Origin of the sequence: Pseudomonas fluorescens (genome assembly GCF_001648775.1) — a bacterium.
Lineage (GTDB): Bacteria > Pseudomonadota > Gammaproteobacteria > Pseudomonadales > Pseudomonadaceae > Aquipseudomonas > Aquipseudomonas fluorescens_M.
In genome coordinates, this window is record NZ_LVEJ01000025.1 from 22,283 (window position 1) to 38,498 (window position 16,216).

Annotated in this window: 13 protein-coding genes, 4 tRNA genes and 1 riboswitch; of the genes, 2 read left to right on the forward strand and 15 right to left on the reverse strand. The window is 59.3% G+C overall.

Annotation, left to right across the window (positions count from 1 at the left end):
• Window positions 1-317: 317 nt before the first annotated feature.
• Window positions 318-836 (forward strand): hypothetical protein, encoded by a 519-nt coding sequence (locus tag A8O26_RS22520; protein WP_064119936.1) that lies wholly within the window; start codon window positions 318-320, stop codon window positions 834-836.
• Window positions 837-855: 19 nt separating this feature from the next.
• Here A8O26_RS22520 and A8O26_RS22525 read toward each other — a convergent pair.
• The 8 genes from A8O26_RS22525 to ltaE all read right to left on the reverse strand — a co-directional run bounded on the left by A8O26_RS22525 (window position 856) and on the right by ltaE (window position 6,967).
• Window positions 856-932: transfer RNA gene (locus tag A8O26_RS22525), tRNA-Arg, on the reverse strand.
• Between the two features lie 72 nt (window positions 933-1,004).
• Window positions 1,005-1,081, reverse strand: a tRNA-Arg gene (locus A8O26_RS22530).
• Window positions 1,082-1,152: 71 nt separating this feature from the next.
• Window positions 1,153-1,229: transfer RNA gene (locus A8O26_RS22535), tRNA-Arg, on the reverse strand.
• Between the two features lie 107 nt (window positions 1,230-1,336).
• Window positions 1,337-1,427: transfer RNA gene (locus A8O26_RS22540), tRNA-Ser, on the reverse strand.
• Window positions 1,428-1,489: 62 nt separating this feature from the next.
• Window positions 1,490-1,678: a carbon storage regulator CsrA gene (gene csrA, locus A8O26_RS22545; protein WP_002554426.1), complete on the reverse strand. Its 189-nt coding sequence runs from the start codon at window positions 1,676-1,678 to the stop codon at window positions 1,490-1,492.
• A 187-nt stretch (window positions 1,679-1,865) separates the two neighbouring features.
• Window positions 1,866-3,107 (reverse strand): aspartate kinase, encoded by a 1,242-nt coding sequence (locus A8O26_RS22550; RefSeq protein ID WP_008086083.1) that lies wholly within the window; start codon window positions 3,105-3,107, stop codon window positions 1,866-1,868.
• A gap of 90 nt (window positions 3,108-3,197) precedes the next feature.
• Window positions 3,198-5,816, reverse strand: a complete 2,619-nt coding sequence (gene alaS, locus A8O26_RS22555) for an alanine--tRNA ligase (protein WP_064119937.1) — start codon at window positions 5,814-5,816, stop codon at window positions 3,198-3,200.
• 146 nt (window positions 5,817-5,962) lie between these two features.
• A complete protein-coding gene (gene ltaE, locus A8O26_RS22560; protein WP_064119938.1) occupies window positions 5,963-6,967 on the reverse strand; it encodes a low-specificity L-threonine aldolase in 1,005 nt (334 codons plus the stop codon).
• Window positions 6,968-7,165: 198 nt separating this feature from the next.
• A riboswitch (FMN riboswitch) is annotated at window positions 7,166-7,337 on the forward strand.
• 101 nt (window positions 7,338-7,438) lie between these two features.
• Between ltaE and A8O26_RS22565 the strand changes: the two genes are divergently transcribed.
• Window positions 7,439-7,948: a 6,7-dimethyl-8-ribityllumazine synthase gene (locus tag A8O26_RS22565; RefSeq protein ID WP_007919335.1), complete on the forward strand. Its 510-nt coding sequence runs from the start codon at window positions 7,439-7,441 to the stop codon at window positions 7,946-7,948.
• A gap of 153 nt (window positions 7,949-8,101) precedes the next feature.
• Here the strand turns inward: A8O26_RS22565 and astE are convergent, their stop codons facing one another.
• The 7 genes from astE to A8O26_RS22600 form a co-directional block, all read right to left on the reverse strand.
• A complete protein-coding gene (gene astE, locus A8O26_RS22570; protein WP_064119939.1) occupies window positions 8,102-9,112 on the reverse strand; it encodes a succinylglutamate desuccinylase in 1,011 nt (336 codons plus the stop codon).
• A 12-nt stretch (window positions 9,113-9,124) separates the two neighbouring features.
• Window positions 9,125-9,415, reverse strand: a complete 291-nt coding sequence (locus tag A8O26_RS22575) for a hypothetical protein (protein WP_064119940.1) — start codon at window positions 9,413-9,415, stop codon at window positions 9,125-9,127.
• Window positions 9,416-9,472: 57 nt separating this feature from the next.
• The gene (gene astB, locus A8O26_RS22580) at window positions 9,473-10,819 is read right to left on the reverse strand and encodes an N-succinylarginine dihydrolase (RefSeq protein WP_064119941.1); all 1,347 of its coding nucleotides are present in this window, start codon (window positions 10,817-10,819) and stop codon (window positions 9,473-9,475) included.
• Window positions 10,820-10,958: 139 nt separating this feature from the next.
• On the reverse strand, window positions 10,959-12,428 hold the full coding sequence (gene astD / locus A8O26_RS22585) for a succinylglutamate-semialdehyde dehydrogenase (RefSeq protein WP_172828197.1): 1,470 nt from the start codon (window positions 12,426-12,428) through the stop codon (window positions 10,959-10,961).
• Entirely contained in the window at window positions 12,425-13,450 is a 1,026-nt protein-coding gene (astA, locus tag A8O26_RS22590; protein WP_064119943.1) for an arginine N-succinyltransferase, read from the reverse strand. The genes astD and astA overlap by 4 nt, the downstream gene beginning before the upstream one ends.
• A gap of 51 nt (window positions 13,451-13,501) precedes the next feature.
• Window positions 13,502-14,521 (reverse strand): arginine/ornithine succinyltransferase subunit alpha, encoded by a 1,020-nt coding sequence (gene aruF, locus A8O26_RS22595; RefSeq protein ID WP_016983955.1) that lies wholly within the window; start codon window positions 14,519-14,521, stop codon window positions 13,502-13,504.
• A 204-nt stretch (window positions 14,522-14,725) separates the two neighbouring features.
• Window positions 14,726-15,946: an aspartate aminotransferase family protein gene (locus A8O26_RS22600; RefSeq protein WP_008077923.1), complete on the reverse strand. Its 1,221-nt coding sequence runs from the start codon at window positions 15,944-15,946 to the stop codon at window positions 14,726-14,728.
• Between the last annotated feature and the right edge of the window lie 270 nt (window positions 15,947-16,216).

Below are 16,216 nucleotides of genomic sequence, written 5' to 3' on the forward strand. Positions count from 1 at the left end.
GAACTCCACTCCCAGCAGCGGGGCACGCCGGAAGGATCAATCAGTCAATTCATGATTGGTAAAGCGGTTTACTGAGTAACTACTGGGTAAGTCCATGGAGGTTTTCCATAAGCCCCGGCGGGGCTGACGGGCGCAATGATACACCGCCTGACGGTTTTAAACGTTAAAAAATCACGGTCGAAACAAGCGCTTGCGAAACAAACCTGAGCACTGTCCTGATCCTTGCCAATGCGACGACTCATCCTGAAAAGAAAACACACCAGCGGTGAAAAATGTAGCGACTACCCTTGAGCGTAGATCGTCATGGAGGACATCGAATGCCATCCAAACCGTTATTTTTTTTGCTCACCAGCCTGCTTTTCCTCCCGCCCGCCGGGGCCGCCACCAGCTTGCATCGCTGCGAAGCCGTCGATGGCAGCATCACCTTCACCAGCATGAGCTGCGCGAGCGGTGAACAGCGCTCAGTGCAGGAAGTCCACCCCTACTCACCCGGATCCGTCGTGGCGGTAATGCCGGAACACAACCACGAAGAAATATCCGCTATGAAAAATACAGGACGCGAACCCGGCGTTATCGGCATTGCCGAAGACCGATGTGGAAACCTGATCGATGCCAGACAACGTCGTGCAGCGATCATCAATCAACGCGTGATTGCCGGCATGACTCAGCAGGATGTCGAAAGCGCGCTGGGCAAACCGGACAAGGTCAATATTCGAACGTCGACGACGAGCTATCGCTATGACCTCAAGCGAGGCCGTAGTGCTCAAATAGATTTTGATGAGAGGGGCTGCGTGAAAGGAAAAGCCAAATCCCGGACAGCAAAAAGCCCGCGTTAAACGCGGGCTTTTCGGTATATGGTGCACTCGACAGGATTCGAACCTGTGACCGCTCGGTTCGTAGCCGAGTACTCTATCCAGCTGAGCTACGAGTGCAATTTGTGTTTTTAGACCAGACCACAACTGGCTGAAACCAAGTTATTCGCATTGCTGCAACTAACTCTTAAATGGTGCACTCGACAGGATTCGAACCTGTGACCGCTCGGTTCGTAGCCGAGTACTCTATCCAGCTGAGCTACGAGTGCATTTGTGTTTTTAAACCAGACCACAACTGGTTGAAACCGAGGTATTTATATTGCTATAAACAACTCTTAAATGGTGCACTCGACAGGATTCGAACCTGTGACCGCTCGGTTCGTAGCCGAGTACTCTATCCAGCTGAGCTACGAGTGCATTTGTTGCGCCGCATTATAGCCCGTCTAATCTCTATTCCAACCACTTTTTCTAATAAATTCAACAAGTTACAGAAAAAGCCAGATTACGACGTACTAAGCAAATAATGGCGGAGAACGGGGGATTCGAACCCCCGACACCCTTTTGAGGTGTACTCCCTTAGCAGGGGAGCGCCTTCGGCCACTCGGCCAGCTCTCCGCAACACGGGGCGTATCTTAACCAACCTTTTCCCCGTTTGCAAACATAAAAATCGATAAAAATTAATGGCTTGGTTCTTCGTCCTTCTCTTTCTTTATACGCAGGTAAATTTCCTCACGGTGCACAGCAACCTCTTTCGGGGCGTTGACGCCGATACGCACTTGGTTTCCTTTAACGCCGAGCACGGTCACGGTGATTTCGCCATCACCGATAATCAGGCTTTCTGCGCACCGACGAGTCAGAATCAGCATACCTTTCTCCTCACGCAATTCAGTTCAGGGACAACAGTCTGCAAAAAAAAGGCACCCGACCTACAACCGGAGCGATCGTAGCCCTACATGCCTGAGTATTGACCAGCGCGAGCAAAAGAACAGTTCAGGGCTCGCGCCATTCAAAAAATAAAGGGCGCGGTCAGACCGCGCCCTTCAAGAAATGGAATTACTCGCCTTGACGGGCCGGAGCATCCAGTTCGAAAGCCGTGTGCAGGGCGCGCACGGCCAGCTCCAGGTACTTCTCTTCGATCACCACGGAAACCTTGATTTCCGAGGTCGAGATCATCTGGATGTTGATGCTTTCTTTGGCCAGGGATTCGAACATGCGGCTGGCGACGCCTGCGTGGGAACGCATGCCGACGCCGACGATCGAGACCTTGGCAATCTTGGTGTCGCCAACCACTTCACGGGCACCGATCTCGCGAGCGGTGTTTTCCAGCACGGTCTGTGCGGCCTGGTAGTCGTTGCGGTGCACGGTGAAGGTGAAGTCGGTGGTGTTATCGTGCGCAACGTTCTGCACGATCATGTCGACTTCGATGTTCGCGGCACTGATCGGGCCGAGAATCTTGAACGCCACGCCCGGGGTGTCTGGCACGCCACGGATGGTCAGCTTGGCTTCATCGCGGTTGAAAGCGATGCCGGAAATGATCGGCTGTTCCATGGTTTCCTCTTCATCAATAGTAATGAGGGTGCCCGGACCCTCCTTGAAGCTGTGCAGTACGCGCAGCGGAACGTTGTACTTGCCGGCGAATTCCACCGCACGGATCTGCAACACCTTGGAACCGAGGCTGGCCATTTCCAGCATCTCTTCGAAGGTGATCTTGTCCAGACGCTGAGCGACCGGGACAACGCGCGGGTCGGTGGTGTAAACACCATCGACGTCGGTGTAGATCTGGCACTCGTCAGCTTTCAACGCAGCAGCCAGTGCCACGCCGGTGGTATCGGAACCGCCACGACCGAGGGTGGTAATGTTGCCGTGCTCGTCGACACCCTGGAAACCGGCGACAACCACCACGCGACCTGCCTTCAGATCACCACGAATTTTCTGGTCATCAATCTGCAAGATACGCGCTTTATTGTGCGCACTGTCGGTCAGGATCCGCACCTGATTACCGGTGTACGACACCGCTGGCACACCGCGCTTGATCAGCGCCATCGCCAGCAGGGCAATCGTCACCTGCTCACCGGTGGAGACAATCACGTCCAGTTCACGCGGAACCGGTTGGCCATCGCCACTGATTTGCTTGGCCAGATCGATCAGACGGTTGGTTTCGCCGCTCATTGCAGACAGCACAACCACCAGGTCATCGCCGGCATCGCGGAATTTCTTAACCTTGTCGGCGACCTGCTCGATTCTCTCGACAGTACCGACCGAGGTGCCTCCAAATTTCTGTACGATCAAAGCCATTTCAAAGCCGCCTCTGCCCATGAAGGGCGCCCAATAATCACTCGAACAGCCGCCCGGCCCGCCACTAGACTGCGGGCCGGACGGACTGCCTTATAAACCCTGCTCGACGAATGGAACGGTCAGCGCCAGTGCGCCATCCAGCGCGCCGGCATCAACACCGCCGCCCTGCGCCATGTCCGGACGACCACCGCCCTTCCCGCCCACTGCCGCAGCAGCCTGCTTCATCAAATCACCGGCTTTGAGTTGGCCAGTCAGGTCCTTGGTTACGCCTGCAACCAGTACGACCTTTTCCTCATGGACACTGCCGAGCAGGATCACTGCGCGGCCGAGTTTGTTCTTCAACTGATCAACCAGCGCCAGCAGCGCCTTGGCGTCCTGACCATCCAGACGTGCGGCCAAAACCTTCACGCCTTTGACGTCCAGAGCCGAGGACGACAGATCGTCGCCCGCAGCGCTGGCCGCCTTGGCTTGCAACTGCTCGAGTTGCTTCTCCAGTTGGCGATTGCGCTCCAGCACAGCCGACAGCTTGTCGATCAGGTTGTCGCGGCTGCCCTTGACCAGGCTGGCCGCTTCCTTGAGTTGTTCTTCTGCCGCGTTCAAGTACGCCAGTGCCGCAGCACCCGTGACCGCTTCGATACGACGCACGCCGGAAGCCACACCGCCTTCGCTGATGATTTTCAGCAGGCCGATGTCGCCGGTACGGTTGGCGTGGATACCGCCGCACAGCTCGACGGAGAAATCACCGCCCATGCTCAACACGCGCACGTTGTCGCCGTACTTCTCGCCGAACAGCGCCATCGCGCCTTTGTTCTTGGCGGTTTCGATGTCGGTTTCTTCGGTTTCAACGGCGGAGTTCTTGCGAATTTCGGCGTTGACGATGTCTTCCAGCGCTTTGATCTGCTCAGGCTTGATCGCTTCAAAGTGGCTGAAGTCGAAACGCAGACGCTGGCTATCCACCAACGAACCCTTCTGCTGAACGTGCTCACCGAGAACCTGACGCAGTGCAGCGTGCAGCAAGTGGGTGGCCGAGTGGTTCAGCGAAGTGGCGTGACGCACTTCGGCATCGACGTGCGTTTCCACCGGCGCGCCGATGGTCAGGCTGCCCGAATCCAGCACGCCGTGGTGCAGGAAGGCGCCGCCGGTCTTGGTGGTGTCACGGACGTCGAAACGGCTGCTGCCCGCCTGCAGGAAACCGCAGTCGCCGATCTGGCCGCCGGATTCAGCGTAGAACGGCGTCTGGTTCAGCACGATCACCGCCTCTTCGCCTTCATTCAAGACGTCGACCGACTGGCCATCTTTATAGATAGCGACGATTTTTGCCGAACCGCGGGTGTCTTTGTAACCGGTGAACTCGGTGGCCACATCAACCTTGACCAAGGTGTTGTAGTCCAGACCGAACGAGCTGGCCGAACGTGCGCGAACACGCTGGGCTTCCATCTCACGTTCGAAACCGGCTTCATCGACAGTCAGGCTGCGCTCGCGGGCGATGTCGGCGGTCAGGTCCATCGGGAAACCATAGGTGTCGTAGAGTTTGAACACCACGTCGCCCGGCACCACGGTGCCTTTGAGTTCCAGCAGATCCTGCTCGAGAATCTTCAGGCCGTGCTCCAGCGTCTTGGAGAACTGCTCTTCTTCAGCCTTGAGCACGCGCTCGATGTTGCTCTGCTGCTTCTTCAGTTCCGGGAAGGCTTCGCCCATCTCGGCAACCAGTGCGGCAACGATCTTGTAGAAGAAGCTGCCAGTGGCGCCCAGTTTGTTGCCGTGACGGCAGGCGCGACGGATGATCCGGCGCAGTACATAACCGCGACCTTCGTTGGACGGCAGCACGCCGTCGGCGATCAGGAAGCCGCACGAACGGATGTGGTCGGACACTACTTTCAGCGAAGACTGATCGCCGTTTTCGCAACCGATCGCTTCGGCCGAGGCCTTCAGCAGGTTCTTGAACAGGTCAATGTCGTAGTTGGAATTGACGTGCTGCATCACCGCACTGATCCGCTCCAGGCCCATGCCGGTGTCGACCGACGGCGCTGGCAACGGATGCAACACGCCATCGGCGGTGCGGTTGAACTGCATGAACACGTTGTTCCAGATCTCGATGTAACGGTCGCCGTCTTCTTCCGGCGAGCCCGGTGGGCCGCCCCAGATGTGGTCGCCGTGATCGTAGAAAATCTCGGTGCACGGGCCGCACGGGCCGGTATCGCCCATGGTCCAGAAGTTGTCGGAGGCGTACGGCGCGCCTTTGTTGTCGCCGATGCGGATCATGCGCTCGACCGGCACACCGATTTCTTTGGTCCAGATGTCATACGCTTCGTCGTCGGAGGCGTAGACGGTGACCCAGAGTTTTTCCTTCGGCAGTTGCAGAACGCCGGTCAGGAAGGTCCACGCGTAAGTAATCGCGTCCTTCTTGAAATAGTCACCGAAGCTGAAGTTACCGAGCATTTCGAAGAAAGTGTGGTGACGAGCGGTATAACCGACGTTTTCCAGGTCGCTGTTCTTGCCACCGGCACGCACGCACTTCTGGCTGCTGGTCGCACGGGTGTACGCACGTTTTTCCTGGCCCAGGAAGCAGTCCTTGAACTGGTTCATCCCCGCGTTAGTGAACAGCAGGGTTGGGTCGTTGCCCGGAATCAAAGAGCTGGAGGCTACACGGGTGTGGCCTTGCTCTTCGAAGAAGCGAAGGAAGGCTTCACGGATTTCTGCGCTTTTCATTAGGTTCTTCCACGGAGGCTGCGGCCAAAGGCCTGTTCGAAACGTCAACAGACGAAGCGACGGCAAAGGGCCGCATTATATCGGCCCTGCGCGCGGGGTACAGCGTGTTTATACGATAGAAACGGTCAATTGGACGGCTAACGCTGTCACTTGCGCGAAAAGTCGACGAATGTCGCGATCACTTGCTCGATTTGCGAGCGATTGACGTCCATGTGCGTAACCATGCGCAGGCGCGCGGCGGCGCTCAACTTGATCCCGCGTTCGCCGGCAAAGGCCTTGATCGCTTCGGCTTTGTCGCCCATTTGCACATAAACCATGTTGGTTTGCACGGGTTCGACGATGAAACCCGCTTCACGCAGACCGTCGGCCAAAAACTGCGCGTTGGCGTGGTCGTCGGCCAGACGCTCGACGTTGTGATCCAGTGCATACAGCCCCGCCGCTGCCAGCAAGCCGGCCTGACGCATGCCGCCTCCAACCATTTTGCGCAAACGGCGTGCCTTGCCAATCAGTTGCTCAGAACCGCACAGCACCGAGCCCACCGGCGCGCCTAGGCCTTTGGACAGGCACACCGACACCGAATCGAAATGCTGGGTGATTTCCCGCGCATCAACGCCCAACTTCACCGCCGCGTTGTACAGGCGCGCGCCGTCGAGGTGCAGTTGCAGGCCATGGTCTTGGGTAAATTGGCGAGCGCGGGCCAGATATTCCAGCGGCAGCACTTTGCCTTGCATGGTGTTTTCCAGCGCCAGCAAGCGGGTGCGGGCGAAATGGAAGTCGTCAGGTTTGATCGCTGCCGCGACCTGATCCAGATCCAGCGAACCGTTAGCCTGCACTTCCAGCGGCTGTGGCTGGATCGAACCGAGCACCGCCGCGCCACCGCCCTCGTACTTGTAGGTGTGCGCCTGCTGACCAACGATGTACTCGTCGCCGCGCTCACAGTGCGCCATCAAGCCCAGCAGGTTGCTCATGGTGCCGGTCGGCACGAACAGCGCTGCGGCGAAGCCCAAACGTTTGGCCAGTTCGGCTTCCAGGTGATTGACCGTCGGATCTTCGCCGTACACGTCATCACCAGTGGCCGCCGCAGTCATCGCGTCGAGCATGGCGGGAGTCGGTTGGGTGACGGTGTCGCTGCGAAGATCGATAACGCTCATGAACCTGGCCTCAAGTCAGCAGGGGAAATCCCTTTACGAAGTGGAATTACTGCGGTCATCGCGTGGATTAATCAAGCCTTGCGCAAGGAAAAGTCGTTTCGAGCCTGCAAAAAATTCGATGACAATCATCAGAAAGGCGCAATGCACAGACACACAATCTGTGTTAAAAACGCTGCGCCGCCCGAGAAAGGGCGGCAAAAACGTTCTCAGGGCGGGGTGCAATTCCCCACCGGCGGTAATTGCGCGCAACGCGCATAGCCCGCGAGCGCTTGGCGACGAACACGGCTTTGGTTGTGAGCGGCGGCAAGGTCAGCAGACCCGGTGTGATTCCGGGGCCGACGGTCATAGTCCGGATGAAGAGAGAACGGGATTAACGCCAAAGGGCCGTCCGCGCGATATTGTGCGTGTGCGCACCCTTGAATCCCTTTCGATTCATAACGCCCTGTTTTTCACACAAACAGGAGTCAGAACATGCAACCCACCGCTATCGACAGCAAAAGCAAACACCCTCATGGCGAGCGCGTCGCGTTCATCCAGGCCTGCTGGCACAAGGAAATCGTCGACCAGAGCCGTAAAGGCTTCGTCGCTGAAATGATTGCCTTGGGTTATCAGGAATCGGACATCGATATCTTCGAAGTCGGCGGCGCTTTCGAAATGCCTCTGCACGCCAAGTTGCTGGCCAAGACTGGCCGTTACGCCGGCATCGTCGCCGCTGCCCTGGTGGTGGACGGCGGCATCTACCGTCACGAGTTCGTTGCCCAATCGGTTGTCAGCGGCCTGATGCAGGTGCAGCTGGAAACCGAAGTACCGGTGTTCTCGGTGTCGCTGACGCCGCATCACTTCCATGCTGGCGACGAGCATCAGAAGTTCTTCTTTGAGCACTTTGTGCACAAGGGTCAGGAAGCGGCGCGCACTTGCGCGGATACGCTGCGCAAGGTTCGCGCACTGCGCCGCACCGAGCCGCATGCGGTAGCCGTGTAACACGAGGAGTGAGATCTCTGGTCTCACTCATTCCCCTGTGGGAGCGAGCTTGCTCGCGAAAGCGGACTGACAGCCAACTCAAATGTTGAATGCCAGATTGAATTCGCGAGCAAGCTCGCTCCCACACGGTTATATGTCAGACCGGAAATTGGGTCAGGCTAGGTTTTCGTCGCTGGTCGGGACGATCAGGATGCCTGCGCGCAAGCCGTTCTTGACCTTGGGATTAGGGAAGATAATGCGTGCGCCCTGCTCTTCGATGATCCAGCGGGTATTGGCCAAATCTTCAGCCAACACATAACCCACCTCCAACTCGGAAAAGTTCTCGATGTCCTGCGGCAGGTTCAAGCGGAATGCATCGCTGTGCTTGATGATTTCCCGGGCGACGCTGAACAGTTGCAAACCATCCAGCTGCGCTTCAGCCATCTCCGGCTCAGTGCCTTCGATAATCTGCTTCAAACGAGTTTCCAGCAGCGAGACGTTAACCCCGTCGTTCTGCCCGAACGGCCGTGCCTTGCCCAGTTCCAGCGTGAAAGCCTCGGCGCCGAGCTTGTCGTAGGTGTACGAGCTGAACACGATTGACGGTTTGTTCTGCAACAGCACCGCTTCCATGCCGGCAGCGCGCAAACGCGCCAACTCAAGGCGCGAATGCTGGCGCCCTTCCTTCCACGGATACAGCGCGAACTGTTCGATCTTCGAGCCGCGAATCGCCGTATGCAGGTCGTAGTGCAGACGCTGACGATCCGGTTTGCTGAAAAAGCTCGCCGCCAACCGTTCCAGCTCACAGGCTCGCAGCGCTTCCGAACCACTGCTTTGTTCATGACGGCCGTTGAACAGCCGATTGACGTCCTGCTCGACAAAGCGCTCGCCTTTGCGAATCGCTTCCGGGTTGCCGAACAGGAACAGAATGCGTGCGCGCGGCTTCAGATCGCCGCGAGCGATGTCATGCAGCAGCCGATCAAGCAACTCGATCGGCGCTGTTTCGTTGCCATGGATCCCGGCCGACAGCAGCAGGTCCAGGCCATTGTCGCGTGCTTCCGGTGGCCGGACTTCCAGCGCACCTTCGCTCAACCAGCGCATGCGCACGCCTTCGACAGTCAGTTGAGTCTTCTCCGCCGGTTCGCGGCCGGCGAGGGTCAGTTCAAGCAGTTTGCCGAGGGCGAGCATAGAGCGGTTTCCTTAGTGATCGTGGTTGCAATCCGGGCCGTGCACGTGGTCTTCGTCGTCGCCGACGTCGGCCGGTTCCATTTCCAGTTGCAGACTTACCAGATTAGTCGCCAATGGGCGCAGCAGCAGGTTGGCGTACTCGGCGTCACCTTCTTCGACGTCCACGCCGATCAGCAGTTGGCCACGACCGTCTTGCTGGATCCACAGCTCTTTGCCTTGCCACAGGACCGCGACGCGGGTGCAGGAGGTCTCCAGTTGCGTGCCGTCGGTGTCTTCAAGGATCAGCTGCAGGGAATCGCTCATGTTTTTACTCTCTTGGGGAGACAAGCCGCGCGCCGCGTTCAGGCGACGCGCCGGCCATCAATTGATTTGGAATGGATAAACCGCGCCCAGTTTAAGGATTTGCGTCAGTTCATCCAGTGCCGTCCGGCATTCAAGCAACAATTGCGGGTCCGCCAGATCGGTTTCGCTCAGGCGGTCGCGGTAGTGCTTTTCAACCCATGCGGTCAACGACCCGTACAACGGTGGCGTCATGATAACGCCTGGGTTGACGGCCGCCAGTTCGGTTTCGTTAAGCGCGACGCGAAGACGCAGGCACGCCGGGCCACCGCCGTTCTGCATGCTTTGCTTGAGGTCGAAGACTTTCACTTCGCGGATCAGGCCGCCGGAGCTGGTCAGCGCTTGCAGGTAAGTCCAGACGCGCTCATTGGCCTGGCACTCTTGCGGCACGATCAGCAACATCGAACCATCAGGGCGCGACAGCAACTGGCTGTTGAACAGGTAGGAACGCACTGCGTCATCGACGGTGACCGCCGAACGCGGCACACACACCGACTGGAAGTTGCCGCCCGCCTTGGCGAGTTTGCCTTGCAGTTCGGCCAGCATCGACTCGGTGTCGAGGAACGCGTCCTCGTGATAGAACAGCACCTCGCCGTTACCCACGGCGATCACGTCGTTGTGGAACACGCCCTGATCGATCACGTTCGGGTTCTGCTGGGCGTAGACCACGCCGTCGTCACGCAGCCCGTGCAGACGCGCAACCGCTTGCGACGCTTCGAGGGTCTGACGGGCCGGGTACTTCTGCGGCGCCGGGAAACGGTTGTCGAACGCACTGCGACCGAACACGAAGAACTCGACGCCCGCCTCGCCATAGTCACGGCAGAAACGTGTGTGGTTGGCCGCGCCTTCGTCGCCGAACTGCGCGACCGCCGGCAATGCCGCGTGATGAGCGAAGTGTTGCTGATTGGCGAACATCGCGCCGAGCACACGGCTGGTGGTCGGGTGCTCAATGCTGCGGTGGTATTTGCAGTTGAGGTTGGCGGCAGTGAAATGCACGCGACCGTCTGCAGTGTCGGCACTCGGGCTGACCGTGGCGGCGTTGGCCACCCACATGCTCGACGCCGAGCAACTGGCGACCAGCAGCGGCATGGCTTCTTTGGCGGCGCGCTCGATCACTTGCGCGTCAGTGCCGCTGAAACCCAGACGGCGCAGAGCGGCCACGTCCGGGCGTTCCTGTGGCGCCAGCACGCCTTGCTGAAAGCCCATTTCCATCAGCGCTTTCATCTTCGCCAGACCTTGCAGCGCCGCTTCCTTCGGGTTCGAGGATTGCTGGCTGTTGCTCTGCGAGGCAACGTTGCCGTAGGACAGACCACCGTAGTTATGGGTCGGCCCCACTAGACCGTCAAAATTGACTTCATAGGATTTCATCAGCGAGGCTCCACGAGAATCTGTTGTTATAGGCTTCAGTAACTGTTCTTTTTGACCGAGGTGCGGCCTTCGCGAGCAAGCTCGCTCCCACAGGGATCTTCATCGCACTTGTGGGAGCGAGCTTGCTCGCGAATGGGCATCACGCCATCTTCACGCCGGGTGTCAGAGAGGCTGGCAACACCAGGCTCGGGGTTTCCAGCGACGCCACCGGGTACGCGCAATAATCCGCCGCGTAATAGGCACTGGCGCGATGGTTGCCCGAAGCCCCGACACCACCGAACGGCGCGCTGCTCGCAGCACCGGTCAGTTGTTTGTTCCAGTTGACGATGCCGGCGCGGCTTTCCAGCCAGAACTGCTGATAACGCGCTTCGGAGTCCGACAGCAAACCAGCGGCCAAGCCATAAGCAGTGTCGTTGGCTTCAGCGATCGCCGCTGCAAAATCAACGTAGCGAATCACTTGCAGCAACGGGCCGAACAGTTCTTCGTCCGGACGCTCGGCCACCGCCGTGACATCAAGAATGCCTGGGGTTAGCAACGCGGCTTGCGCCTGTGGCTGAGTCATCGCCAGCAGCGACACTGCGCCATTGGCCAGCAGATGCTCCTGAGCATCCATCAGCGCTTTCGCCGCGCCGAGGGAAATCACCGAGCCCATGAACGGCGCCGGTTGTTGATCGAATGCGCCAACCTCAATGGTCGCGCTGACTTCAACCAGACGCTGCAACAGGCTGTCGCCCCACGCGCCTTGCGGCACCAGCAGGCGGCGTGCACAGGTGCAACGCTGGCCGGCAGAGATGAACGCCGACTGAATAATCGTGTAGACCGCCGCATCCAGATCCGCGACCTGATCAACCACCAGCGGGTTATTACCGCCCATTTCCAGCGCCAGAATCTTGTCCGGACGACCGGCGAATTGCTGATGCAGATGATTACCCGTGCGGCTGGAACCGGTGAAGAACAGGCCATCGATGCCCGGGTTCGCCGCCAGCGCGATGCCGGTTTCGCGAGCGCCTTGCAGCAGGTTCAACACGCCTGCCGGCAGACCGGCTTCGATCCAGCACTTGACCGTCAGCTCGGCGACTTTCGGGGTCAGTTCGCTTGGTTTGAACAGCACGCTGTTACCCGCCAGCAACGCCGGCACGATGTGACCGTTAGGCAAGTGGCCGGGGAAGTTGTAAGGGCCGAACACCGCGACCACGCCGTGTGGTTTGTGGCGCAGCACGGCGGTGGCGTCGCCCAACGGGCCGCTCTTCTCGCCGGTACGCTCGCGGTAGCTCTGCACCGAAATCGCGATCTTGTTGACCATGCTGGTCACTTCGGTCGCCGATTCCCACAGCGGTTTGCCGGTCTCTTCACCAATGGTGCGGGCCAGTTCGTCAGCGTGGTTTTTCAGCGACGCGGCGAAAGCCTCCAGCACCGTGATGCGCTCGTCCAGCGTAAGACGCGCCCAACCCGGAAATGCCTGACGTGCAGCTTGCACCGCCGATTCAACCTGAGCGGCAGTAGCGCCCTCCCCCGACCACAGCACTTGCTGGGTCACCGGGTTCAGCGATTGAAAGGCTTCGCCCTGACCGGCCAACCACTCACCTGCGATGTATAGCGAATTCATTATTTCGACTCCCGTGCAGCGGACAACGCCACGGCGCGCACTTGATCGCCAGCGTTGAGTTGAAGACGTTTGGCGGTCTGCTGATCGACCACCAGCGTACCGGCGGCGAGACGCGCCGGTGCAGCGGTGATGCGGCAGTCTTCGCGCTTGCGGTTATGGATGATGAACGGCGTGGCGTCGTCGCCCGGTGTGCCGACGGCCAGCACCAGCGCTTCACTGTCACGCACCGCGCGGATCTTGCCGGTTTCGCATTCGATAGCGGGACCTGCGTCGAAGATGTCGACGTAGCCCTGATAGCTGAACCCTTCGCCCTTGAGCATCGCCAGGGCCGGCTCGGTGTCCGGGTGCACCTGGCCGATGACGTTACGTGCGCCTTCAGAGAGGAAGCAGGTGTACAGCGGGAATTTCGGCATCAGTTCAGCGATGAAGGCCTTGTTGCCGACACCGGTGAGGTAATCGGCCTGGCTGAATTCCATCTTGAAGAAGTGCCGACCGAGGCTTTCCCAGAACGGCGAACGGCCGGCGTCATCGGAGACGCCGCGCATTTCGGCAATGATCTTGTTGCCGAACAGTTCCGGGAATTCGGCAATGAACAGCATCCGCGCCTTCGACAGCATCCGGCCGTTCAGACCACTGCGGTAATCGGCGTGCAGGAACAGCGAGCACAGCTCGGAATTACCGGTCAGGTCGTTGGCCAGAAACAGCGTCGGAATCTCGCGATAGATATTCAGTTCTTGCGAGGCGCTGACGGTCAGGCCGACACGGAAGTTGTACCAAGGCTCACGCATACCGACCGCGCCAGCAATGGCGGAAATCCCCACCACGCGGCCGTCGTCGTCTTCGAGCACGAACAGGTAGTCCGCATCACCACGGCCAGCTTCGCCGCGAAAAGTCTTCTCGGCCCAGCCGACCCGATGGGCCAGACGTTCTTCGTTGGCCGGCAAAGTCGTGAGGCCCGTGCCGGTGCTGCGGGCCAGGTCGATCAGCGCGGATAAATCGCTGCTGCGTACGGGACGAACAATCATGCTATCTCCTCAAACGGGCCGCTTTCGCCACCCGTGAAACTCGCTAAGGCGTTAAACCGCCACCAGGCGCACGCTGGCACCTTCACCGACGCCCAGGGCTTCGGCCGCTTCCAGATCCAGAGTCACCGGTTTGCCCGGTGCGTAATCCAGCTCCAGCAACACCGCGCGGTAATCCTGCAACTGCGCGTTGGCCACCAAATACTGGCGCCCGGCGCCTTTGACCGGCTCGCCGATCTTCACCGGCACCACACGGCTCTGGGCGATCGAACGGATCCCCGAAACACGTGCATGCAGGGTTGGGCCGCCGTCGAAAATGTCGATGTAGTGATCGGTCTCGAAGCCTTCGCGCATCAGGATGTCGAAGGTGATCTGCGCACGCGGGTGCACCTGGCCCATCGCCTCTTGGGCGGAGTCCGGCAGCAGCGGCACGTAGATCGGGTAATGCGGCATCAGCTCGGCAAGGAACGTACGGCTTTTCAGCCCGCACAGACGCTCGGCTTCGGCGTAATTGAGGTCGAAGAAATTGCGACCGATCGCGTCCCAGAATGGCGAGTCGCCGTTCTCGTCGCTGTAACCGACGATCTCGGTCACCACCGAATCGGCGAAACGCTCCGGGTGGCTGGCGACGAACAGCAGACGGCCACGGGAGTTGAGTTCCGACCACGGCGAGCCGACCAGCTCGCGCTGTACGTAGAAACTGGTGAGCAAGCTGTTGCCGGTCAGGTCGTGGCACTGCGAAAGCACGTGGATCTTGTTGTGGATCTTCAGCTCGCGCGAAGCATGCACAAAGGTCTCGTTGCGGAAGCTGTAGAACGGTTCCGAGTAACCGGCCGAAGCAACAATCGCCGAGCAGCCGACCAGTTTGCCGGTGGCGGAATCTTCGAGGACGAAGAAATAGCTTTCCTCGCCGTTGAAGCTCACTTCGGCGGCGAACGAGGCTTCGCTCGCGGCGATCTTGTCGCTCAGACGTTCCACGTCATCCGGCAAGGAAGTGACACCAATCGGGCTGTCCGCAGCCAGACGCTGTACCTCGCCCAGATCAGCCATTTGCGCAGGGCGCATCACCAGCATGGTGTCACTCCTTTCTCTTATAAACTCACAGAAAAAAACACCGGACACTGTGGGAGCGAGCTTGCTCGCGAAAGCGGTGTATCAGTCAGCATAGATGGCGACTGAAACTCCCTCTTCGCGAGCAAGCTCGCTCCCACAATGAATCTCACCGGCATCAAAAATTGGGTTCGACGCCTGAAAAAACTCCAGGCGTCGAAGGGTCTATCAGGCTTGCGTCAGTGCTGCAGCGGCGCGTTCGAAACGGTCCAGACCGGCATCGATATCAGCGTCTTCCACCACCAGGCTCGGGGCGAAACGGATCACGTCCGGGCCGGCTTGCAGAATCATCAGGCCTTCTTTTTCAGCGGCGTTGAAGATGTCTTTGGCCTTGCCTTTCCAGGCATCGCTGAGCACGCAACCGATCAGCAGACCGAGACCACGCACCTGAGTGAACAGGCCGTATTTCTCGCCGATCTGCTCAAGGCGCGCCTTGAACTTGTCGTGCTTGGCGTTCACGCCGTTCAGCACTTCAGGGGTGTTGATCACGTCAATCACCGCTTCCGCGACTGCGCACGCCAGCGGGTTGCCGCCGTACGTGGTGCCGTGAGTGCCAACGACCAGATGTTTGGCCAACGCTTCGGTGGTCAACATTGCCGCGATCGGGAAACCGCCGCCCAGGCTCTTGGCGCTGGTGAGGATGTCCGGGGTCACGCCGTAATGCTGGTAGGCGAACAGCTTGCCGCTGCGGCCCATGCCGGTTTGCACTTCGTCGAACACCAGCAGCGCGTTGTTGGCGTCGCACAGTTCGCGGGCACCTTGCAGGTAAGCCAGTTCGGCCGGCAGCACGCCGCCCTCGCCCTGGATCGGTTCCAGCACAACCGCGCAGGTCTTGTCGGAAACCGCTGCTTTCAGTGCGGCCAGGTCGTTGTAAGGCACGTGGGTGATGCCGGTGATTTTCGGGCCGAAACCGTCGGAGTACTTCGACTGGCCACCGACATTGACGGTGAACAGGGTGCGACCGTGGAAGCTGTTCAGCGCCGCAATGATTTCGTACTTCTCAGTGCCGAAACGGTCGAACGCAACGCGACGGGCCAGCTTGAACGCGGCCTCGTTGGCTTCAGCGCCCGAGTTGCAGAAGAACACGCGCTCGGCGAACGTGGCGTCGATCAGCTTGTGCGCCAGGCGCAGCGCTGGCTCGTTGGTGAACACGTTGGACACGTGCCACAGCTTGTTCGCCTGTTCGGTCAATGCACCGACCAGCGCCGGGTGCGCGTGGCCCAATACGTTAACGGCAATCCCGCCGGCGAAGTCGATCAGCTCGCGGCCGGCCTGATCCCAGACGCGGGAACCGGCGCCACGCACCGGAATGAAAGCGGCAGGCGCGTAGTTGGGAACCATTACCTGGTCGAAATCGGCGCGTTGTACCGCAGCGTGCTCAACGGACATCGGAGTCTCCTGATGAGAAGCACTCGCCTGAAACTGGCGAGCTTGGTGAGGATTGTAAGGACAGTTTTCCGCCCGGCCTTGTCGCCAAGCGACAACTTCTTATAGCGCAAACCCCGGATTTTCACGGGTTTACGGCAATGCGACAAATAGCGTCGCAAAGGCGCAGTTTAAACTGTCACCGGCGAAATACGGCAGGCCCGGGAGGATATCAACTCAGATCCGCCTCGCCGGTATAAATATGTACCGCACCGACAGCACAGTCTTTTGATT

Excerpts from the sequence above, each read along its gene's own strand:
- A8O26_RS22520 (WP_064119936.1), top strand. The coding sequence starts at position 318 with ATGCCATCCAAACCGTTATTTTTTTTGCTCACCAGCCTGCTTTTCCTC.
- csrA (WP_002554426.1), bottom strand. The coding sequence starts at position 1,678 with ATGCTGATTCTGACTCGTCGGTGCGCAGAAAGCCTGATTATCGGTGAT.
- A8O26_RS22550 (WP_008086083.1), bottom strand. The coding sequence starts at position 3,107 with ATGGCTTTGATCGTACAGAAATTTGGAGGCACCTCGGTCGGTACTGTC.
- alaS (WP_064119937.1), bottom strand. The coding sequence starts at position 5,816 with ATGAAAAGCGCAGAAATCCGTGAAGCCTTCCTTCGCTTCTTCGAAGAG.
- ltaE (WP_064119938.1), bottom strand. The coding sequence starts at position 6,967 with ATGAGCGTTATCGATCTTCGCAGCGACACCGTCACCCAACCGACTCCC.
- A8O26_RS22565 (WP_007919335.1), top strand. The coding sequence starts at position 7,439 with ATGCAACCCACCGCTATCGACAGCAAAAGCAAACACCCTCATGGCGAG.
- astE (WP_064119939.1), bottom strand. The coding sequence starts at position 9,112 with ATGCTCGCCCTCGGCAAACTGCTTGAACTGACCCTCGCCGGCCGCGAA.
- A8O26_RS22575 (WP_064119940.1), bottom strand. The coding sequence starts at position 9,415 with ATGAGCGATTCCCTGCAGCTGATCCTTGAAGACACCGACGGCACGCAA.
- astB (WP_064119941.1), bottom strand. The coding sequence starts at position 10,819 with ATGAAATCCTATGAAGTCAATTTTGACGGTCTAGTGGGGCCGACCCAT.
- astA (WP_064119943.1), bottom strand. The coding sequence starts at position 13,450 with ATGATTGTTCGTCCCGTACGCAGCAGCGATTTATCCGCGCTGATCGAC.
- aruF (WP_016983955.1), bottom strand. The coding sequence starts at position 14,521 with ATGCTGGTGATGCGCCCTGCGCAAATGGCTGATCTGGGCGAGGTACAG.
- A8O26_RS22600 (WP_008077923.1), bottom strand. The coding sequence starts at position 15,946 with ATGTCCGTTGAGCACGCTGCGGTACAACGCGCCGATTTCGACCAGGTA.